Source organism: Mesorhizobium sp. WSM4809, assembly GCF_055811655.1.
Map to the genome: position 1 here is coordinate 114,793 of NZ_JBVVQW010000016.1, position 20,373 is coordinate 135,165.

The following is a 20,373-nucleotide window of genomic DNA, read 5'->3' on the forward strand; positions in this document are numbered from 1 at the left end:
CATATGCCCGATACGCGACCGAATATGTTGGATGTCCTGTTGCCGCGGGCATGCGCCTCACCAGGCGGTCCCGGCTGCTCCTCATCTTCGTTGCGACTCCTATAGCAAAGCCGCTTCATTAATTTAAGTTGGATTTCCTGATTACAGCGATAAGATGACATTATGACAAACCTGACGCTGAAGCAGTTGCGTTATTTCGAGGCGCTGGCGCGGCACAATCATTTCGGCCGTGCCGCCGATGCCTGCGCGATCTCGCAGCCCGCGATCTCGGTGCAGATCCGGGAGTTGGAGGAAACGCTTGGCACGGAGCTTTTCCAAAGAGGGCCACGCCAGGTCCGGCTGACCAATTTCGGCGAGGAATTCGCCTTGCGCGTTCGCGACATCCTGCGCTCGGTGGATGAGCTGACAGATCTGGCCCGCGCCTCGCGCGACCGGCTGGTGGGACGGTTGCGCATCGGGGTGATCCCGACGATCGCACCCTACCTTTTGCCTGCCATCATCGGCAACCTCGCCCGCATGCATGACGGGCTCGATATCCATGTGCGCGAAACGCAGACGCAGAAGCTGATCCAGGAACTGGCCGACGGGCGGCTCGATGCCGCCATCGTCGCCTTGCCGGTATCGGAAGCGTCGCTGACGGAAATCGTGCTGTTTGCCGAGAACTTCGTGCTGGTCCGACCCGGCGAGGATGAGGGAAAGCCGGTGCCCAACCGCGAAATGTTGCGCGAGATGCGGCTGCTCCTGCTCGAGGAAGGCCATTGTTTTCGCGACCAGGCGCTGTCGTTCTGCAACATGCATTCGGCACGGCCGCGCGAGTTGCTGGACGGCAGCTCGCTGTCGACCCTGGTGCAGATGGTCGGCGCCGGCGTCGGCGTCACCTTGATCCCCGAAATGGCCGTGCCGGTGGAGACGCGCTCGGCGGCGGTCTCTATCGCCCACTTCGCCAACCCCCAACCGTCGCGGACGATCGGCATGATCTGGCGCAAGACAAGCCCGATCGCCAAACAGCTGCTGCTTATATCCGAAGTGGTTCGCCAGGCAGCCGAAGCATTGCGCGCGCAGCACGGTTCGGCATCGGTTGCGCAGCCTCTGAATCTGCCGGCAGCGGCCCAATGAAGGCAGGCTGACCTGATCGTCAGCCTGCCGCCTGGAACCGGATTTCGCCCTTGTTCAGGAAGCAGGTCTTGTCGAACAGCGACAGGTCCAGAGGGTTCGGTAACCGCACATCGCCGATATCGGGACATGGCTTCTTCGCCGGATCGTATGACCGATCGATCTGCGAGATGAAGACGAGGATCAATCCTTTGTCGCGGGCAAAGGCCTTCAGCGTGCGAACCTGCGCCATCAGGTCCGGGTTTTCCCGCTTCTGATCGAGCAGTTGCAGATAATCGATCACCACCAGCGTGCCGCGCGGCGCCGAACCCAATGCCTTGACGATATAGGCGGCACTGATGGCGTCGGAATTATCGAATGTGAACTGGTCGTTGAACTGCACCGGGTCCGCCCCGATGGCTCGAAACCGGTCCAGCACATCCCTTTGCGTATATTCGAGCGTAAAGAAGACACCGCGATGGCCTGATTTCATGGCTTCGACCGCGAGTTCGAGGCTCATCAGCGTCTTGCCGTGTCCGGGTCGCGCACCGACCAGAACCAGGTCGCCGGGCGCAAGTTGCGCAAACAGCATGCCGGCGGGCGCCGCCTCGGCTGCCTTGGCTGCAAGCAGGCTCCAGCTGGCAAAACCTTCCTGGGCGGCAATACGGTCGAGCGCTTCGTGCAGCGCAATCTTGCCCTCGCGGGACAAAAGCCTGGCTTGACGCTTGAGATGGTAGATGGGCGCGGACAACTTCATCGCAAAACCTCCTGGTGCGAGCCGTTTTTGCAACCCCTCCTTATGCCAAGTGCTCGAACAGTCGGTTCGGTGATTGGATAGCGCCCTGCATGAACGATGCTTTCCCGGCGGAGGGAGGTGGCGTGGGCCGCGCCAGAATCAGATGATAGCTCAATCCCTGCGGATCGAAAATCGCCGACCTCCAGGGATCAGGCTCCGGACTCGCGGCTCTTCACGATAGGAATTTTTTCTTGACTTCCTGCCCTCAGCTATGGTACATATTTGTCCATGGTGCTGATTTGCGCCAATGACCCGCCGCACAGGCGGGTTTTCGTTTGATGCTCCGTCAGCCAACGCGCCGACGGCCTCCGAAGGGACCCGCCAACCCGAGTTCGTTGCCCTGCTTCAAGGAAGCGAAGACGTCCGCCGCAAGCCTGGAGCCAGCATGTCGGCGTAGGCCGTTGCATGCATCGACCTACTTTACGGCTCTTCATGCGGGTACGCTAAACAAGATGTGTTTCGCCCGATAATGCGAGGCCATCTATGATCGATTCTCGCGGCAATGCCGCAAGAAATCGCCATTCGCTTCGACAAGGAGAATTGATCCGGTGCGGTTGAGATCTGTTCCTCTGGGCGTCGTCGCCAGCTTTTTCGTCGCCGTCATCGCCGGGACGGTGTCGGCTCGATCCTTTGCCGCACCTTCTGACGTGCCGGCCTGGCTGCAGGCTCATGTCGGCAACAGCGACGGCCAGATCTCACAGATTGTCCTCGAACGAGCCCGCGCGCTTTACCTGAAGAAGGTCGCGCAAGGCGCTGTCAAGAACCCCTGCTACTTCGCCATGGATGCGACACGCCCCAGCGATCTGGGCAATGGCGTGCTCGGCCGTCGCTATTACGTCATCTGCGAGGCCAGCCAGTCGTTTAGCGCGATTTCGTCAGGCCACGGCAGCGGGCGGAATTTGAAAGGCGTCGTCGATTTTTCAAACGGCAAACGGTGCGCGAAGAACTTCGGCAATGCGATGGATTCATCGTTGACGGCCGGCGGCGCCTATATGACCAGCGAGGCCAAAACCTCGTTCAAGGGCTATTACCGCACTGGCGCGAAGCAGGACGCGGTTTTCCAGCGCACCTTCATCCAGTTCGACGGCGAAGGCGAAGCCGCGAACGCCAGGCAGCGGGCGATCGGCGGTCACGCTGCCCAGGTGCTGCATGGCATGTGCCTGCGCAAAAACCCGAACAGCTCGCACGCCGACCATGACGGCTTCGTGCCGTTCGGCAAGCTGGTGGACTATGCCGGCGGTCGCAGCAATGGCTGCACCAGCTGGTCGCCGGCGGATGCCAAGCGGATCATCCCGATGGTCAAGGACAATCCGACGACGCTCTACATCTACCCGGAATCGCGCGACATCACCGCGGTCGCAGCCGACCGTTCACAGCCGGGCGCCTACTGGAACGCGTCCTGCCTGAAGGAAATCGGCACACCGAAATTCTGGCCGAGAAAGACCCTTGAGCCGATCATCGCCCAATACAGGAAGGATCATCCGGCACCGCCGCCACAGCCGCTGCCGATCTGCGAAGCGTCTTGAAGTCCGCATCGCGCCGCCGCGTCGATTAAGACCGTGCTGCTTTATGTTCGTCGTGCGAACCGCATTGATCGGCGGCCCTGCGACCCACCAGCAATGATTCAATCCGATCTCCAAGGTCAGCGCGCCAGCAGCTTCGGCCCCGCCTCTCTCCTCGGCGTCGCTACTCAAAACAGCTGTGTGCATAAGGGCCGGATGGATCAGACTGGTTGAATGCTCTGGCCGAGGAGAGAATTTCCGGCACCACGTTCAGCCGATTGCGGTGGTTGGAACCAACGGCCTGCTACCCAGTTAGAAAGCCAGCAAGTCTGGTTCTAGCCTTGCCGCCATGTGAATCAAAACCCGCCGACGCAGTCTACGGCCTAGCAGGAGTGGCGACCTTGCAGCGGCGGTGGCCCGCTGGGAAACCGGTGTGCCTGCCTCCGCGACCTGGGCTGCACAGCCGCTGACGACAGCCCAGCAGACACCGTCGCCGACAGCCAAGCAACAGGAGATATGCCGACATGAAAGCAGCCCGCATCCATGCTTTTGGCGGACCTGAGGTTCTTTCGATCGATCAAGTCCCCTTGCCTCAACCGCTTGACGACGAGGTTGTGCTCAGGGTTCGCGCCGCGAGCGTCAATCCGATCGACTACAAGATCCGCGAAGGTTCGACGAACGAGAACCTGCCGGTCACACTCGGGCGCGACGTGTCCGGCACGGTGGAAATATGCGGCACGCGGGCAAATACGTTGAAGAAGGGCGACCCGTTATTCGCGATGCTTGGTCATGACCGGGGCGGCAATGCCGAATTTGTCGTGGTCAAGGCGACGGAGGCGGCTGCGAAACCGGATCGTCTCAGCCATGTCGAAGCCGCGGCGGTGCCGCTTGCCGGCATCACTGCATGGCAGGGCCTTTTCGACCATGGCGGCCTCAAATCCGGGCAACGGGTTCTCATCCATGGCGGCGCCGGCGGCGTCGGTCATCTGGCGATCCAGTTCGCCAAGGCCGCGGGCGCGTTCGTCGCGACAACCGTTTCCGCCGAGGACGTGGTTTTCGTCCGTGAGCTCGGCGCCGATCAGACGGTCGACTACAAGAACCAGCGTTTCGAAGAGGTCGTCGATGCGGTCGACCTGGTGTTCGACCTTGTCGCGGGCGACACGCAGGACCGCTCCTGGGAGGTGCTCAAACCTGGCGGGACGCTCGTTTCCACTCTTTCCGAACCGTCGCAGGAAAAGGCAAACTTGCGCCGGGCGCGTGGCGTCTCCTATCTGGCCGAACCGAATGCGGCGCATCTTGCCGAGATCGGCCGCCTCATCGAGGCCGGCAAGGTCACCCCCTTCGTGCAAGCCACCTACCCTCTTGGAGAGGTCGCCAAAGCGGAAGAACGGCTGGAAAATGAGCATGTGCGTGGCAAGATCGTGCTTGAGGTTTCCGCCTAGCGAGTTGGTGCTTCTGCCGTCCCTCTCGCCCCGTCGATCCCGAGGAGGCGGCACGCTCGGTGTTCCGAGTTCTTGCACGGCATATTGATCTTGGCCAATCGGCCAAGGTGCGCGATGCCCTGCCGAAAGAAATCCAGGCGCTTTGGCCCGAAAGCCTCGGAGTCAAATAGCGTCGGCACCGAACCTGACGGCTCCCTGGGCAGCCGTGCCGAGGCAGGCGCCCGTGTCAAGCGTCAGTCCCGCAAACGGTTGGCGGCATGATCCTGATGCTGCTCGGTCGCGACCTGCCTGGAGTCCAAACCGCGTTCTTTGGAATGCTGCGCCTTGTCGCGATTGGACAGAACCTTGATTTCTTCAAGCTTGTCCTTTGGCGTTACGGTCATGGCGCCTGTGCCAGAACCCTTTCCCTGCGAACCTGCTCCGATGTGTTTCTTGCTCCCGCGTGCCATGGGCTGCCTCCAATCTATGACAAATGTTCCAGAATCGTGCTCATCTAGTCGTCAGGACGGTTTTTGTGATGGACGCTTTCCTGATTTTTACCGCGAAGGATGTTGCGGTCGTCCGGATCGACGAGGTCCGGTGTGTCGGTTCTCATGTCCGACCCTTTGCGCAGCGCTTCGCGTTCCGCCGCTGATCGTTTCAGATCCGCCTCTGAATCGAAATCCTTGCCGGCATTCTTTGTGTTTTCTCGCTCTTCAATGATGCGAATTTGTTGGTCATGGGTTTTGCGTCCAGTCATCGCTTCCTCCGGTGTGTTCGTGTTGGCGCTCGAAAGTCATCGGCCGCCTCTAAGGTCGGGTCACGGCGCTTGCCTGTCCGAGCCGGCTCTCGTGCTGATAATGGCAAGGTGACGGGATCGTTCCGAAGGCGTTGAATAAGCTTTTCGCCAGATGGCTCGGTTCACCTAGGGCTCACGTTGACCGAGGCCGCCGCCCCGCCTTCTGAACCAGTACGTCCTTTGAACGTTTCGGCGACCGCCGGACTGGTGCCGGACGCCTTTCCGTCGCGCTCCAGCTCAGCGCAGGAAATCGACCACAGCCTGGATGAACTCTGCCGGATATTCGATGTTCGACAGATGGACCGCGGGCAGCACTACAAGCTTCGCGCCGGGCACCGCCGCGGCAATCATCTCACCGTGGCTGGCTGCTGTCACCGTGTCGTGCCGACCGGCGATCACCAGCGTCGGCCGGGGTATCAGTGCTACGGTGCGGCGAAGATCGGCGTCGCGAACCGCTGCGAACAGACCCGCCAGGCCTTGCCGGTCGATAGCCAGCAGCATGGTGCGAAACTCTTCGACCACGGGCTCGTTGGCGGCAACCATCGACGTGGGGAACCAGTTGCTCAGGAACGTCTCGGCGGTTTCCGACATGTCCGGCGCCTGCCGCACCGCGGCAATCCGCTCGTCGAAATAGCTTGCCGGCGAGAGATGGGACGAGGTGTTGCTCAGGATCAGCCGGTCGATCCGCTCGGGCGCGTGGATGCCGAGCCACTGCGCGACGAACCCGCCGAGCGACAGGCCAACGAAATGTACGCGTTGCAGGTCGAGCGCGTCGAGCAGCTCGATGACGTCGCGGCCAAGCCGGTCGAGCGAGTAGGCGCCGACGGGAACGCTCGATCCGCCATGGCCGCGAAAATCGTAGCGCAGGACACGGAAATGCTTCGACAATTCGCCGATCTGCCTGTCCCACATGTGCAGCGTGGTGCCGATGGAATTCGACAGCACCAGCACCGGCTTGCTTGCCTCGCCATCGAAGCGGTAGGCGATGCGCGTGCCGTCGCCCGTTGTGACGAAATTCAGCTCATTCATGATGAAGATTCCTTCTGGAACGTTGAACGAGACAGAGCCTAGCCGTGGGGCGATTTTGTTGATATTACAAAGATAGGACAATCTCTGTAATAAAAACTGATATGGCCGAATTCACTCTGCACGACCTGCAATGCTTCGATGCAGTGGTCCGCACCGGCGGTTTTCAACCTGCGGCGGCCATGCTGTATCGCTCGCACCCGGCGGTGTTCGCCGCCGTCGCCAAGCTGGAACGACAGCTCGGCCTCATCCTTTTGGACCGCAGCGGCTATCGCGTGCGTCCGACCGAGGCCGGGCTTTCGTTCCACCGCCGAGCGCTATCGCTGCTGCGCGAGTTGGACGGTTTGCGCGTCCATGCCGCCCAGTTGGCGATGGGTGAGGAAAGCGAGATCCACGTGGTGATAGGCGACCTGTGCCCGCGCCCGCATGTGCTGGGCATGCTCGGGCGGTTCTTCGCACAGTGCCCCGGCACGCGCCTGCATCTGCATTTTGAAGCGGTGGGCGGCCCATGGGAGCGTCTATTCGATGACGAAGCCGATCTGATCCTGCACTGGGTCGACAAGGGCGATGCGCGGGTGGAATGGGTCGATCTGTGCAAGGTGTCCTTCATTCCCGTGGTGGCGCCGGGCTTTCTGCCCGGGCGTATCGAGCAGCCGATCACTCTGGATCAGATGCAGGCACTCACCCAATGCGTCATGCGCGACAGCGCCCGCCATTCGCCACAACAAAACTATTCGCTGATCGAAGGCGCGCCGCAATGCCTCGTCGCCGACCAGGGCATGAAGAAGGAGATAATCCTGCAGGGCCTTGGCTGGGGCCACCTGCCCCGCTTCCTGATCGAGGAAGAACTGTATGACGGGCGCCTGCAATCCATTGCCGGCCGCCACCTGCCGGGCCGCACCGACGAACTGGTGGTGGCGCGGCGCCGCGACCGGCCGCATGGGCCGATCGCCAACCGTCTGTGGGATCATATCCAGCAGGAAGCGCCGGCATTGCGCCGTGCATTGGAGCCGACGGGGCCCGCCGGACAGACACCCACCAACCAGTCGCGAAAGGCGCAAGTGGCAACGCCAGGACCTCTCGGGTCCCGTCCAGCGATCACTTCTTGACATACGCTCCAGGCTGGCGGCCGCTCTTCGGAGCCTTGGCGTCCTTTGAACGCTCCGCGATAGCGGGGCCGGCGCCGGACGTCTTTTCGGTTGCGGCGCTCGGCGTGACTTGCCTTGGCGGGTTTTGTCCCTCCGACTGGCGGGTTCGGTCTTCCACTTCGCCCATCCGGCGGGTGAGCCCGATGCCGCCGACGGGCTTCTTGTTGGCGGCCGCATCCTGGGAGAATTCATCGGAAGCGTCGGCATCGGTCTTTGCCGGATATTTCGTCGCACCGGTTTCATAGCGGGTTTCGTTCTCAGTCATGACATCTCTCCAGTTGCATGACGGATAAACATCTCAGCGGTATCCGAGTTCCAACTCCTGGACTTCGATTCTGGACGGATCTGGGTTCCGGGAGCGCCCGGTCGGCCACCCAAGCGACGAGATGAGCAGCACCCTACTGCAGCAGGCCCTTGACGATGCCGCTCGCCTTGCCGAAATCCATCTGGCCGGCATATTTCTGCTTCAGTGCGGCAATCACCTTGCCCATGTCCTTCTGGCTGGCCGCACCGGTCGCGGCGATCGCCTCGCGCGCCGCAGCCGTCACCGCCGCATCGTCCAACTGCGTCGGCAGGAAGGTGCGGATGATCTCCATCTCGCCGCGCTCCTGCGCGGCGAGTTCGGGCCGCTTGCCGTCGTCGAAGGCTTTGGCCGATTCCTCGCGCTGCTTCACCATCTTGGCCAGGATCTGCAGGATCTCCTCGTCGCTGGCCGGCTCCTTGCCCGAACCGCGATTAGCGATGTCGCGGTCGTGAATGGCGGCCTGGATCAGCCGCAATGTCGGCAGCCGGTGCTTGTCCTGCGCCTTCATCGCGCTCTTCAGGGATTCGGCGATTTTTCCGCGCATGGTGCATTCTCCTTCGATCGGCGCGGACAATAGCGCCGGGGGCGAGCCAAGGCAAATCCTGATGTGCCGGGGCAAGCCACTGATTTTGCTAGGCGAAATAAAACATGGCGGCATTTCGCATGATCATTGACCGCCCTGCCCCCTTCCCCTATGTACTGGGCCTTGCATGAACGGAAATTTGACTGCGTGGGAGCCGCGAAATCGCCGCTTCGCGCCGTTTGCCGCGCAGATGGCCCGCCGGGCCGGTTGCAGCGCGCGGCCTGATAGGAGTGCCGCATGGCCGAGATGACCGCCGCCTCGACGCCCGCCTGGGCCACTGAAAAGCCGACCGCCCTTCTGGTGCTGGCCGACGGCACCGTCATCGAAGGTCGCGGCCTCGGCGCCACCGGCTCCGCCGTCGCCGAAGTCTGCTTCAACACGGCGCTGACCGGCTACCAGGAAATCCTCACAGACCCTTCCTATGCCGGCCAGATCGTCACCTTCACCTTCCCGCATATCGGCAACATCGGCACCAATGACGAGGACATCGAGGACCTCAATCCCGCCGCCCGCGCCGGTGCCGTCGGCGCCGTGTTCAAGGCCGATGTCACCAACCCTTCCAACTATCGCGCCGGCACCGGTCTCGACCAATGGCTGAAGAAGCGCGGCATCGTCGCCCTGTCGGGCATCGACACGCGCGCTCTGACCGCGCTGATCCGCGAAAAGGGCATGCCCAACGCCGTGATCGCGCACGCGCCCGACGGCGTGTTCGATCTCGACGATCTGAAGCGGTGCGCCGCCGCATGGTCGGGCCTGATCGGCCTCGACCTCGCCAAGGATGTCACCTCGGGCCAGTCCTCGGTCTGGCGCGAGACGCCCTGGGTGTGGAACGAAGGCTTTGGCGAACAGACCGAACCGACAATGCATGTCGTCGCCATCGATTATGGCGTCAAACGTAACATATTGCGCCTGCTCGCCGGCCTCGGCGCCAAGGTCACGGTGGTGCCGGCCAAGACCGGCGCCGAAGAAATCCTTGCCATGCAGCCGGACGGCATTTTTCTCTCCAACGGCCCCGGCGACCCGGAAGCCACCGGTGATTATGCCGTGCCGGTCATCCGGGATCTGTTGAAGACCGACATCCCCGTGTTCGGCATCTGCCTCGGCCACCAGATGCTGGCACTGGCGCTGGGCGGCAAGACCGCCAAGATGCACCAGGGCCATCACGGCGCCAACCATCCGGTCAAGGATCACACCACCGGCAAGGTCGAGATCGTCTCGATGAACCACGGCTTTGCCGTCGATGCCGACTCGCTGCCATCGGGCGTCGAGGAAACCCACGTCTCGCTGTTCGACGGTTCGAACTGCGGCATCACGCTGACCGGCCGGCCGGTGTTCTCGGTCCAGCATCACCCGGAGGCTTCGCCCGGCCCGCAGGATTCGCACTATCTGTTCCGTCGCTTCGTCAATCTAATCCGCGAGAAGCGCGGCGAGGAATTGCTGGCCGAACGGGCTTAGCGGATCGCCGCGACGGCGCGGCGCAGTTTTGGGGGCAAAGACATGCGCAAAAATACGAACCTGCATGCCGCTGAAGAAGGCCTTGAAGACGCCGCGGATGTGGCGATCTACGACGAACGCAAGGCTCAGCTGAAAATCGAAAAGGCACTGCCCGCTGACGTGACCATGGATATTTTGCGGGGCCGGCTCACATACGCCGAATTGGCGCAGATCAATATTCCGCATTCCGAGTGAAATGAATTGAGCACTAAATCCTCGACGAGGAAGCTCTGATCATTCGAAGGCAAATCGCGTGACTTCGACATTTGGCTGAGACCTGCCTCCCGTCGTCATCCATGGGCGGAGCAAGGAGCGTAGCGACGCAGCGCAGACCCGAGGATGACGACGTTGAGGGCCTCGGCAAATATCCATGGAACAACAACAGTCCGCCAAAGCGAATGATCGATAGTGCCGCTGGCAGACCTCCAAGCGGCACAAGCGCCTCGCCCTCACGCCACCGGCCGGCCTTCACTGGCTTCCAGGACGGCGAACCATTGCTGGCGGTCGAGCACGATGTCCAGCGCCCTGATCATGGCCGCCAGCCTTTCCGGCTTCATCGAACCCAGCACCGGCACCAACCGGGCCGGATGGCGCAGCAGCCAGGCGATGGCGACTGCGGCAAGATCGCCGGCACCGATTTCCGCTGCCACCTCGGCAAGCGCTGCCCGCACCCGCGCCTCGCGCCCCTCCTTGCCGGTGAACAGCGAGCCGCCCCCGAGCGGCGACCAGATCATCGGCGCATAGGCAAGGCGCTGCGCGTGGTCGAGGCTGCCGTCGGTCAGCGCTGATGTCTTCAGCACCGACATCTCGATCTGGTTGGTGGCGAGCGCGAACGGCATTCGCGAGGCCAGCAGATCGAGCTGCGACGGCGTGAAATTGGAGACGCCGACCGCCCTCACCTTACCGGCTTTGACCAGGCCGGCCAGTGCCGTCGCCGTCTCATCGGCATCCATCAACGGGTCCGGCCGATGCAGCAGCAACAGGTCGAGATAGTCGGTGCCGAGATTGGCGAGCGAGCGGTCGACCGAGGCCGCGATATGAGTGGCGCTGGTATCGTAGTGCTTCAGCCGGTTGTCCGGCCGGTTTGGCGATTTCTTCATGATGTCGCATTTCGAGATCAGTTCGATGCTGTCGCGCTTGCCTTTCCAGCGCGCCAGCCCGGCGCCGAAGGCCGCTTCAACCTCATAGTGCCCATAGATGTCGGCATGATCAAAGCTGGTCAGTCCGAGATCGACGGCGGTGCCGATCAGCCGTGCGACCTGATCGGCATCCGGGCGGGCGGCGCTGTCGAGCAGACGCGAGGCGCCGAAGACCAACCGCGACAGCGACAGTCCGTCCCGAGTCAGCGCAATGCGGCTGTCATGGCTCACACCTGCGCTCCATCTTCGGCGACGCCGGCGGAGACATTTGCGCGCGCCGCGGGCCTCGCCACCTTGGTGACGAAGACGATGACCGCCAGCGTCAGAAAACATGCGCCGACCAGATAGGGCGCACCGCCGAAGGTCACCGGCGCGCTTGGCCCGGTGAACCAGGAAAAGATCGCCGTATAGAGCAGCGGCGTGATGATCGAGGTGATCGAGAAGATCGAGGTCATCGCGCCCTGCAACTCGCCCTGCGCCGAAGGCGGCACCTTGGCGGCGGCGAGGCTCCTCAGCGGCGGATCGGCCAGCGCCTCCAGACAGCCGACGACGATCACCGCATAGATCATCCAGCCTTGCGACGCGAAGGCGTAGCCGAAGGCGCTGGCTGCCGTGAATGTCAGGCCGATGACCGCCGTCTTCCACTCGCCAAGCCTCGGGATCACGCGCGGCAGCACCGTCGCCATGACGATCGCACCGCACAGGCCGAAGGCGCCGAGCGAGAAGCCGATCTGCTGCTCGCTCCAGCCATAGCGGTAGCTGGAGACGAACGACCAGACCGCCGGATACATCATGTGCCCGAGCGTCATCAGGAAGAAGACAAGCCCGATCCAGCCGATGCCTTGATATTGGCGCATCTGCAGCAGCGTGCCGACCGGGTTGGCGCGTTTCCACTCGAAGCGGCGGCGATGCTTGTCATCGAGCGTTTCCGGGAGGAAAAACAACGCAATGAGGAAATTCACGAAGGCGAGCCCGGCGGCGAAATAGAATGGCACGCGCGGCCCGAACGTGCCGAGCAGCCCGCCCAGAACCGGCCCGATGACGAAGCCGACGCCAAACGCGATACCGAGCAGGCCGAAATTCTTTGCCCGGTTCTCATCGTTCGAGATATCCGCGATGAAGGCTGAAGTCGTCGAATAGCTTGCGCCTGAAATGCCGGCCAGCACACGCCCGATGAACAGCATCGGGTAGGACCAGGCGACCGCGCAGATCAGATTGTCGATGGAGAAGGTCAGCACCGAGGCGAGCAGGATCGGCCGCCGCCCGAACCGGTCGCTCAAGCCGCCCATGATCGGCGCGAAGACGAACTGCATCGCCGCATAGACGAAGAACAGCCAGCCGCCTTCGATCGCCGCGCCGCTGATGCTGACCCCGGTCAATTCCCTGAGATAGGCCGGCAGCACCGGCATGATCATGCCGAAGCCGATAATGTCGAGCAGCAGCGTGGTGAAGACGAGCGCAAGGCCCCGTCTGGCGGTTTTGGGGTCGATCATGCTGGGTCAAGCTCCTCTGCTCGCCCTCAGGCGCAGGCGGACGCAGCTTATAGGCGAGCTCGCGGCAAGGAACAATGCGGGAACAGGCCGAATCTGGTCATCCTGACACCCCCTGACGACAACATCGCCGGCAGGTGAAGCTTGAAAACGGTCTGGTCAGATCGGCCCACTCAGCGTGTTGCAATCCGACAGCTTGCCGCTCTTGTAACCACGCGCCAGCCAGGTCTGCCGCTGCTGCGAGGTGCCGTGGTTGAAGCTTTCCGGTACGACATAGCCCTGCGTCTTCTTCTGCAGCGTGTCGTCGCCGATCTTTTGGGCAGCATTGAGCGCCTCTTCGAAATCGCCCTGCTCCAAGATGCCCTTCTGCCCGGTGAAATGCGCCCACACCCCGGCGAAGCAGTCGGCTTGCAGCTCGATGCGCACCGACATCTGGTTGGCCTCCGCCTGGTCCATGCCTTGCCGCATCTGGTTGAACTTGGACATAATGCCCGTCAAGTTCTGCACATGGTGGCCTACCTCGTGCGCGATCACATAGGCTTGGGCGAAGTCGCCAGAGGCGCCGAACTGCTGGTCAAGTTGCTGGAAGAAAGTTGTATCGAGATAGACCTTGTGGTCGCCCGGACAATAGAACGGCCCGGCGGCCGACGATGCCGAGCCGCAGGCCGAACGGATCTGGCCGCTGAACAGCACCAGCTTCGGGTCCTCATATGTCAGCCCCTGCGATTTGAAGATGCCGGTCCACGTGTCCTCGGTCTCGGCCAGCACGGTCGCCACGAACTGCTTCATCTCATCATTGGCCGGCGTAGCAGAGCCGCTGTCCTCGGTAATCTGGCCGCCGCCGCCCGGCGCCAGTCCGCCGCCGCCACCCAGGATCGTCGACGGATCGAAGCCGAAATACCATCCGGCCAGCACCACCAGGATGACGAGGAAGATGCTGCCGCCGCCACCGGTGCGGCCGCCGATCGGAATGCGGAACTGGCCACCGCCGCCGCCGAGCCCGCCACCGCCGCTGCGGTCGTCCTCGATATTGTCACTCTGACGACGACCTCTCCAGAGCATGGCAACTCCTCGCGCTGCAAACTTCCCCGTTGTTGCGGGGCTCAACCCAACAAACAACTATCTCAATGGTTGCTCCAAGTCACAGCATTTTTCCAGACCGCGGCGGTTCTGGCATGACGGCCTCACCGCTCTGGCCGAGAGTGCGCAAGGCCTGTAGCATTGCTCGTGGATGGGGGATGTATTGGGCTTGAAGACGATCGGTTCGTTCCTGTCGCTGATTGCGGCGTTGTTTTGCCTCGGCACGCCGGTAGCCGGCGCGGTGACGCTCGATTCCAGCGTTGCCGTCACCGACCCCGCCACCTTGCAGGCATTGGAACGCGGCGGACTGTCGATCAGCCGCCTGCTGGGGCCAGCGCTCGGCCTGACCCGCGAGGTCGACAATCGCGGTCTGTTCTCGGTACCGGCTTTGGCGACAGTGCGCGACACAGTCAAGCAGCAGATCGCCGACGAGCCGAAGACCAGTCCGGACCCCTATGTCGCCGACATGGCCAGATCGAAGGACACCAGCCAGAAATTCAATCCAAAATACATCGACGACGACGGCTCGACGCTGGACCTCACCGGCGTTGTCAACCGCATGGACCGCGGCTATCTCGGCCACACCGAATGCGGCGAGATCCGGCTGATCTACCGCTTCCACTATTCGATCGCTGAAAAGCCGGTGAAGGGAAAGGCGGGCCAGCGCATTTCCTCGCGGCTGCCGTTGACCATGAGCCTGGTGTTCAACGCCAAACCCAGGCAGGCGCAGGCCCGCGCCTCCAAGGACCTGCCAAGCGCCACCGACGTGTCCTGCGCCGATGTTGCCCAGCGCTGGCTGGCAGCCGGAAAGAAAGACCTGCCACCCGACCAGCTTGCCGCCTGGCTGCGCTACGACGAGGGGCCGCTGTCGGGCGCCATGCTCAAGTCGTCGCAGATCATGCGACTCGAACTCAACATGCAGGTGCTGCGCCTGTCTGCCTCGACGCGGCGCGATTTCGGCGGTCATGCCGAATACCTCCTGAAGATCTTCAAATGGGATCCGGCGACGTCCAGCTTCTATGAAGCGAAGATGGAAAACCAGATCGACCGCGCCACCGTGCTGGCCGACAAGCCGTCTTTCGCCAAATGGCTGCTCACCGACCGCAACATCTACGACCTCGACCATGGCCGGCTGGTCATCGATGAAAAATTCCTGGCCAGGAGCGCCGTCTCCGTCGCACCCGGCGGCCTCAGCCGGTCGCAGAACAACATCGTCTACGGGCTGGTCGACGACGCCGACATCGACAAGGCGCTGAAGGACTACGTCGCCAGGGGCAATACGCTCGCCACCATCAAGTCGGCGGCCGGCTTCAAATTGCGGCTCAACGAGATGAGCTGCACCGGTTGCCATCAGACGCATGGCATTGCCGGCTTTCATTACACCGGCGCCGATCCGGCCAGCGAGCCGCGCCGCAACGCCGTCTTCGTGCCGGGCTCGGCTGTGTTCTTCGCCGACCTGCCGCGCCGCCGCGCCATCGTCGAGCAGTTCGCCGCCGGCAGTCACCCGGACTTTACGCGCGGCTTCGCCGCCCGTCCGGACGCCAGATATGCCGAGGCGCTGAAAGGCACCGACCTCTACAATGGCTGGGGCTCGATCTGCTATCGCGGCGAGGACCCAAGTTTCAAGGACTGGACCTGCGGCACCGGCCTGCGCTGCGCTGGCGTCCATGAAAGCGCCATCCATCCGGGCTTCGGCACCTGCGTCAGCGAGGCCGGCACGGCCGTCGGCGACCCGGTCGAGTTCGGCGAGATCAAGATGTCGACCTGGGGCAACGACCAGTATTGCCGCCTCTCCCCGGCCACCGCCAAGGCCTGCGCCATCGACCCGGCGCGGGACAAGAAGCCGCCGGTCAAGCTCGCCGGCTATGGCGCGGCGCGCCAGCGCTACGACAATCCGCAGCAGAAGACCGGCGGCTTTCCCGGTGGCATGCTGCGCAAGGCGAGCTGCGACAAGCTTCCCGGCGAGGCGACGTGCGGACGTCTGGCCAAGACCGGCTTCAACGACTGCATCGCGTCGGGCAAGGACCACAAATTCTGCACGAAGGAATTCACCAAGACCGCCGGCCTGCGCGCCTGCGACAAGGCGCATCCCTGCCGCGAGGACTATATCTGCACCGCAGGCTATGACGATCTGGTGCAGGCAAAAGCCGGCAAAGGCACCTGCATCCCGCCCTATTTCATCTTCCAGTTCCGCGTCGACGGCCACCCGCGCAGCTGGGTGCAGGATGTCAGGGAGTGAGGGACGGTTTGCCGCAGGCAAATTGAAAGGTCCACTGGACCTTTCAAAAGGCTCGAACGCCCGCAGCCATAGCGGAGGGCGATAGACACTGCCGCAAGAAAGGACGTAAACCACGTCCAACAGCGGCCTTGGCCTGCAGCCAATCACGTCAGACGCCTAATCTTCCTGTTTGGCGCCGGCGCTCTTGCCGTCAGAGCCCTTCGACCGTTCCTCGAAACGCGCCGCGCCCTTTTTAAGCGGACGGCCGGTTTCCGCCTCGGTCTTGCGCTCGTCCCTCGCCGCCGCCTGTTTCAGTCCCGCGGCCGCCTGCTTGCCCTTTGCGGTCGGTGCTTGTTCGATGCCCATCGCTTCCTCCGTTCGCGCGACAAAACGCGCGCTGTCGGGAGCAACGTGCCCGGCGTGCGACGGTTCCGGCAGCGCCGGAAATCTGGCGGCTCAGCGCGCCGTCATCGCCTTGCGGAAAGCTTCCAGCGTCTCGGCGCTGACATGGTGCTCGATGCCTTCGGCGTCGATGCGCGCCGTCTCGGCGCTGACACCAAGCGAGCGCAAAAAGGCTTCCACCGTCTGATGGCGGATGCGGCTTTGCTCCGCGACCTTGCGGCCGGCATCGGTCAGGAACACGCCGCGATAGGGCTTTCTCGACACCAGGCCGTCGGCGCACAGCCTGGTCAGCATCTTGGCCACTGTCGGCTGGGCGACGCCCAGGCGTGCGGCGATGTCCACCTGGCGCGCCTCGTTGCCGTCTTCGATCAGGTCGGCGATCAGCTCGACATAATCCTCGACCAGCGCGCTGCGGCGCGCTTCGCGCTGCTGCCGGAAGCCCTCCGAATGAATTTCGGCGTCAAGCAGCGGCTCGCGCGGGACCGGTCTGTTCTTCAGCGCCAATACGCGCTCCTCCCAGGACTATTTGCCATCCATGCTTTCATAGCACGGGCTCTGATTCTTCAGGCCGTTTATTTGCATTGCGCCACAGGTGCAACCAGCGCTTCCGATTGCCGTTTCCACCCGATGACCGCCGGCCGGATGAAAAGCAACGACAATGAAATATAGCATATTGCATAATGTTGAGCCATGGCATAGCTTAGGGAACATCGCCCAGTCTCCCGGAAAGCCCTCCCCCATGTCCGAAGCCGAAGCCACAGCCTCCCGTTCCTCATGGCGGTTCGCCAGGCCCGACGAGGACGAGCAGCCCAGCCTGCGTGAAGTCAATTCCTCCATCGCCGTTCCGAGTTCGGGGGTCTGGTTCCGCCGCCTGTTCGCCTTCATGGGTCCCGGTTACATGGTCTCGGTCGGCTATATGGATCCGGGCAACTGGGCGACCGATCTCGCCGGCGGCGCGCAGTTCGGCTACACGCTGCTGTTCATCATCATGCTGTCCAACCTGATGGCGATCCTGCTGCAGGCGTTGGCGGCACGGCTCGGCATCGCCACCGGCCGCGACCTCGCCCAGGCCTGCCGCGCCTACTATCCCCGTCCGGTCAATTTCGTGCTGTGGATCGCCTGCGAACTGGCCATCATCGCCTGCGACCTGGCCGAAGTCATCGGCACCGCGATCGCGCTGCAACTCCTGTTCGGCATTCCGCTTATCAGCGGCGCCATGCTGACGGCGCTCGACGCCTTCCTCGTGCTGCTGCTGATGAACAAGGGCTTCCGCTATCTCGAAGCTTTCGTCATCGCGCTGCTGATCATCATCTTCAGCTGCTTCGCCATCCAGATCTTTGTCGCCGCCCCGCCGGCAGGCTCGATCCTGCATGCCATGTTCGTGCCGTCGTCGCAGATCGTCACCAACCCGGAGATGCTCTACATCGCCATCGGCATCATCGGCGCCACCGTCATGCCGCATAATCTCTATCTGCACTCCTCTATCGTGCAGACCCGTGCCTATGAGCGCACCGACAAAGGCAAGCGCGACGCCATCAAATGGGCAACGACGGACTCGACCATCGCCCTGATGCTGGCGCTGTTCGTCAATGCCGCCATCCTGATCGTGTCGGCGGTCGCCTTCCACAACACCGGCCACCAGGATGTCGCCGAGATCGGCCAGGCATTCGAGCTGCTGTCGCCGCTGCTTGGCTTGAGCATCGCCTCGATCCTGTTCGCGGTGGCGCTGCTGGCGTCCGGCCTGAACTCGACGGTGACGGCAACGCTTGCCGGCCAGATCGTCATGGAGGGTTTCCTGCGCCTGCGCATCCCCAACTGGGCACGCCGGCTCTTGACGCGCGGCCTCGCCATCATCCCGGTGGTGGTCGTCACCGCGCTCTATGGCGAAAAGGGCACCGGCCAGTTGCTGGTGTTCAGCCAGGTGATCCTGTCGATGCAGTTGCCTTTCGCGGTCGTCCCGCTGGTGCAGTTCGTCTCCGACAAAAAGAAGATGGGCAATCTCGCCATTCCGCGCGGCGTCGCCGCCCTTGCCTGGGTAGTCGCCGCGGTGATCCTGGGGCTCAACTTCAAGCTGCTCTACGACACCATCTTCGGCATCGGCTAAGCTCCGCTTCGAAAATCAACTACCGTGCGCAAAGGGTAGTCTCGCGACAAATCGACAATCCGCGCTATGTTGTCCCGCAGCATGGCCGGGATCGAAGACATCAGGAAATTCTACGCGCGGCTGCTGGTCGCCCATGCCGGCTCGCCCGATCCACGCCTGGAAGCGGCTTTCGCCGAGGTGCCGCGCGAAGCGTTTCTCGGTCCCGGTCCGTGGACGGTCATCGCCGGCAACGGCAAGGTCACGACGCCGAGCGCCGACCCGGCCCATGTCTACCAGAACGTGCTGGTGACGCTCGACGACGACAAGGGCATCAACAATGGCGAGCCCTTCCTGCATGCCATGTGGATCGGAAAGCTTGCGGCTAAACCTGGCGAGGCCGTCACTCATATCGGCGCCGGCACCGGCTACTACACCGCCGTGCTGGCCAGGCTGGTTTTACCAAGCGGCACCGTCACCGGCTTCGAACTCGACGAAAAGCTGGCCGATCTGGCGCGCAAAAATCTCGAAGCACATGGCAATGCAACGGTCGTCCATGGCGATGCGGTGACGACGCCCCTGCCGCCATCCGACATCATCTACGTCAATGCTGGCGTCGCAGCGCCACCAGCAGGGTGGCTGAAGGCGCTGCGGCCCGGCGGCCGCATGATCTTCCCCTGGCGCCCGGCCGAGCGCGTCCCGCTGGCGGTGATGGTGATCCGCACCGAAAAAGGCTTCGCCTGCGATCCGTTCATGCGATCGTGGTTCATTCCCTGCGTCGGCGCCTCGCTCGCAGACTCAGCGTCGAGGATCCCGACCCGCGAGCAGGCCGCGCGCAGCCGCTCGATCTGGCTGGTCCAGGACAAGGCGCCGGACGACACCGCCACCGCCATATCGGGCGATGTCTGGTTCTCGTCGGAAGATCTCCATCCCGGGCCTCGCAAATGATGGTGGTTTGCCAAAATTTCATATGTCCTGTCGGACCGGTGGCTCGTCGCCCGTCCTTGGGCTGAAGTCCGGCCACGACGGCGTGGACCGAAGAGCGGGAGCATTGGAATGAGAAAGATCATCTCTGCGACATTCGTCAGCCTCGACGGCGTCATGCAGGCGCCCGGCGGCCCGCAAGAGGATCCGGTCGGCGGCTTCAAGTTCGGCGGCTGGACCTTCCATTACTTTGACGAGGCGGGGGGCGCGGCGATGGATGAACTGTTCTCCAAGCCTTTCGCCCTGCTGCTCGGCCGCAGAACCTACGACATCTTCGCCGCCTACTGGCCGTATCAGAAGGATCCGATCGCGGATGCCTTCAACCCCGCGACCAAATATGTGGCGACGCATCGGCCTGACACCCTCACCTGGCAGAACACGCAAGCGCTCGGACCCGATATCGTCGCGACGTTGCGCCGCCTCAAGCAGGAGGATGGACCTGACCTGCTCATCCAGGGATCTGGCGATCTGATCCAGACCTTGCTCGCGAACGGGCTGATCGACGAAATCCGATTGATGATCTTCCCGCTGTTGCTGGGCAAGGGCAAGCGGTTGTTCGGCGACAGCGCGATGCCGGCCGCCTTCAAGCTCATCAAGTCGCAGGCAACCAGCACAGGCGTCATCATGGCGACCTACGAACGATCAGGCGAGATCAAGGTCGGCTCGTTTGTCACAGGAGAAGCATCCGAGGCCGAGCTCGAACGGCGCAGGAACTGGAAGTAGCAGGACGGCCTTGGCGTGTCCAGCCGATAGATGGGTAACAGTTTGAACCGGATACATAGGTAACAGTTTTCCCCCTTATGATGGGTTCGCGG

The 20,373-nt window shown here is 62.8% G+C and carries 21 protein-coding genes and 1 pseudogene; 11 read left to right on the top strand and 11 right to left on the bottom strand.

Going from position 1 to position 20,373, the window contains the following annotated elements; genetic code table 11:
- Positions 1–162: 162 nt before the first annotated feature.
- Entirely contained in the window at positions 163–1,116 is a 954-nt protein-coding gene (locus tag AC0L24_RS27815; RefSeq protein WP_127809612.1) for a hydrogen peroxide-inducible genes activator, read from the top strand.
- Between the two features lie 19 nt (positions 1,117–1,135).
- On the opposite strand, the gene AC0L24_RS27820 is transcribed toward AC0L24_RS27815, so the two are convergent.
- Complete coding sequence (locus AC0L24_RS27820; protein ID WP_127809611.1) at positions 1,136–1,849, bottom strand: DNA helicase; 714 nt, start codon at positions 1,847–1,849, stop codon at positions 1,136–1,138.
- Between the two features lie 587 nt (positions 1,850–2,436).
- Between AC0L24_RS27820 and AC0L24_RS27825 the strand changes: the two genes are divergently transcribed.
- The 3 genes and pseudogenes from AC0L24_RS27825 to AC0L24_RS27835 all read left to right on the top strand — a co-directional run.
- A complete protein-coding gene (locus AC0L24_RS27825) occupies positions 2,437–3,414 on the top strand; it encodes a hypothetical protein (protein WP_127396757.1) in 978 nt (325 codons plus the stop codon).
- A 500-nt stretch (positions 3,415–3,914) separates the two neighbouring features.
- The gene (locus AC0L24_RS27830) at positions 3,915–4,832 is read left to right on the top strand and encodes an NADP-dependent oxidoreductase (RefSeq protein WP_127396756.1); all 918 of its coding nucleotides are present in this window, start codon (positions 3,915–3,917) and stop codon (positions 4,830–4,832) included.
- Positions 4,833–4,849: 17 nt separating this feature from the next.
- Positions 4,850–5,002, top strand: a pseudogene (locus AC0L24_RS27835) (DUF2267 domain-containing protein); the annotation flags it as partial.
- A 63-nt stretch (positions 5,003–5,065) separates the two neighbouring features.
- On the opposite strand, the gene AC0L24_RS27840 reads toward AC0L24_RS27835, so the two are convergent.
- From AC0L24_RS27840 to pcaD, 3 genes are all read right to left on the bottom strand, one after another.
- Positions 5,066–5,281 (bottom strand): hypothetical protein, encoded by a 216-nt coding sequence (locus tag AC0L24_RS27840; protein WP_127809610.1) that lies wholly within the window; start codon positions 5,279–5,281, stop codon positions 5,066–5,068.
- Between the two features lie 44 nt (positions 5,282–5,325).
- Positions 5,326–5,571: a hypothetical protein gene (locus AC0L24_RS27845; protein WP_023809680.1), complete on the bottom strand. Its 246-nt coding sequence runs from the start codon at positions 5,569–5,571 to the stop codon at positions 5,326–5,328.
- 276 nt (positions 5,572–5,847) lie between these two features.
- Complete coding sequence (pcaD, locus tag AC0L24_RS27850; RefSeq protein ID WP_127396755.1) at positions 5,848–6,639, bottom strand: 3-oxoadipate enol-lactonase; 792 nt, start codon at positions 6,637–6,639, stop codon at positions 5,848–5,850.
- Positions 6,640–6,740: 101 nt separating this feature from the next.
- On the opposite strand from pcaD, the gene AC0L24_RS27855 reads away from it, so the two are divergent.
- Positions 6,741–7,745, top strand: coding sequence for a LysR family transcriptional regulator (locus AC0L24_RS27855; RefSeq protein ID WP_127809609.1), 1,005 nt, complete (start codon positions 6,741–6,743; stop codon positions 7,743–7,745).
- Here the strand turns inward: AC0L24_RS27855 and AC0L24_RS27860 are convergent.
- A complete protein-coding gene (locus tag AC0L24_RS27860) occupies positions 7,735–8,049 on the bottom strand; it encodes a hypothetical protein (RefSeq protein WP_127396753.1) in 315 nt (104 codons plus the stop codon). The two genes, AC0L24_RS27855 and AC0L24_RS27860, sit on opposite strands and share 11 nt — an antisense overlap.
- Positions 8,050–8,182: 133 nt before the next feature.
- Positions 8,183–8,632, bottom strand: a complete 450-nt coding sequence (locus AC0L24_RS27865; RefSeq protein WP_013530126.1) for a GatB/YqeY domain-containing protein — start codon at positions 8,630–8,632, stop codon at positions 8,183–8,185.
- 276 nt (positions 8,633–8,908) lie between these two features.
- Between AC0L24_RS27865 and carA the strand changes: the two genes are divergently transcribed.
- Together carA and AC0L24_RS27875 are read left to right on the top strand one after the other, a co-directional pair.
- Positions 8,909–10,126: a glutamine-hydrolyzing carbamoyl-phosphate synthase small subunit gene (carA, locus tag AC0L24_RS27870; protein WP_127397904.1), complete on the top strand. Its 1,218-nt coding sequence runs from the start codon at positions 8,909–8,911 to the stop codon at positions 10,124–10,126.
- A gap of 42 nt (positions 10,127–10,168) precedes the next feature.
- A complete protein-coding gene (locus AC0L24_RS27875; RefSeq protein ID WP_127809606.1) occupies positions 10,169–10,360 on the top strand; it encodes a hypothetical protein in 192 nt (63 codons plus the stop codon).
- 254 nt (positions 10,361–10,614) lie between these two features.
- Here AC0L24_RS27875 and AC0L24_RS27880 read toward each other — a convergent pair whose 3' ends face one another.
- The 3 genes from AC0L24_RS27880 to ypfJ all read right to left on the bottom strand — a co-directional run bounded on the left by AC0L24_RS27880 (position 10,615) and on the right by ypfJ (position 13,856).
- Complete coding sequence (locus AC0L24_RS27880) at positions 10,615–11,535, bottom strand: aldo/keto reductase (protein WP_292700374.1); 921 nt, start codon at positions 11,533–11,535, stop codon at positions 10,615–10,617.
- Positions 11,532–12,797, bottom strand: a complete 1,266-nt coding sequence (locus AC0L24_RS27885; protein ID WP_127809605.1) for a TCR/Tet family MFS transporter — start codon at positions 12,795–12,797, stop codon at positions 11,532–11,534. The genes AC0L24_RS27880 and AC0L24_RS27885 overlap by 4 nt, the downstream gene beginning before the upstream one ends.
- 156 nt (positions 12,798–12,953) lie before the next feature.
- The gene (gene ypfJ, locus AC0L24_RS27890; RefSeq protein WP_127271204.1) at positions 12,954–13,856 is read right to left on the bottom strand and encodes a KPN_02809 family neutral zinc metallopeptidase; all 903 of its coding nucleotides are present in this window, start codon (positions 13,854–13,856) and stop codon (positions 12,954–12,956) included.
- 187 nt (positions 13,857–14,043) lie between these two features.
- Between ypfJ and AC0L24_RS27895 the strand changes: the two genes are divergently transcribed.
- On the top strand, positions 14,044–16,113 hold the full coding sequence (locus tag AC0L24_RS27895; RefSeq protein ID WP_473564425.1) for a hypothetical protein: 2,070 nt from the start codon (positions 14,044–14,046) through the stop codon (positions 16,111–16,113).
- Positions 16,114–16,269: 156 nt separating this feature from the next.
- On the opposite strand, the gene AC0L24_RS27900 is transcribed toward AC0L24_RS27895, so the two are convergent.
- Positions 16,270–16,458, bottom strand: a complete 189-nt coding sequence (locus AC0L24_RS27900) for a hypothetical protein (RefSeq protein ID WP_473564426.1) — start codon at positions 16,456–16,458, stop codon at positions 16,270–16,272.
- A 90-nt stretch (positions 16,459–16,548) separates the two neighbouring features.
- Positions 16,549–16,998 (bottom strand): manganese-binding transcriptional regulator MntR, encoded by a 450-nt coding sequence (gene mntR, locus AC0L24_RS27905; protein WP_127271216.1) that lies wholly within the window; start codon positions 16,996–16,998, stop codon positions 16,549–16,551.
- A gap of 235 nt (positions 16,999–17,233) precedes the next feature.
- Between mntR and AC0L24_RS27910 the strand changes: the two genes are divergently transcribed.
- From AC0L24_RS27910 to AC0L24_RS27920, 3 genes are all read left to right on the top strand, one after another.
- Complete coding sequence (locus tag AC0L24_RS27910) at positions 17,234–18,598, top strand: Nramp family divalent metal transporter (protein ID WP_127809602.1); 1,365 nt, start codon at positions 17,234–17,236, stop codon at positions 18,596–18,598.
- A gap of 81 nt (positions 18,599–18,679) precedes the next feature.
- A complete protein-coding gene (locus AC0L24_RS27915; RefSeq protein ID WP_473564427.1) occupies positions 18,680–19,522 on the top strand; it encodes a protein-L-isoaspartate O-methyltransferase family protein in 843 nt (280 codons plus the stop codon).
- Positions 19,523–19,630: 108 nt separating this feature from the next.
- A complete protein-coding gene (locus AC0L24_RS27920; RefSeq protein ID WP_127809600.1) occupies positions 19,631–20,281 on the top strand; it encodes a dihydrofolate reductase family protein in 651 nt (216 codons plus the stop codon).
- The last annotated feature ends 92 nt before the right edge of the window (positions 20,282–20,373 follow it).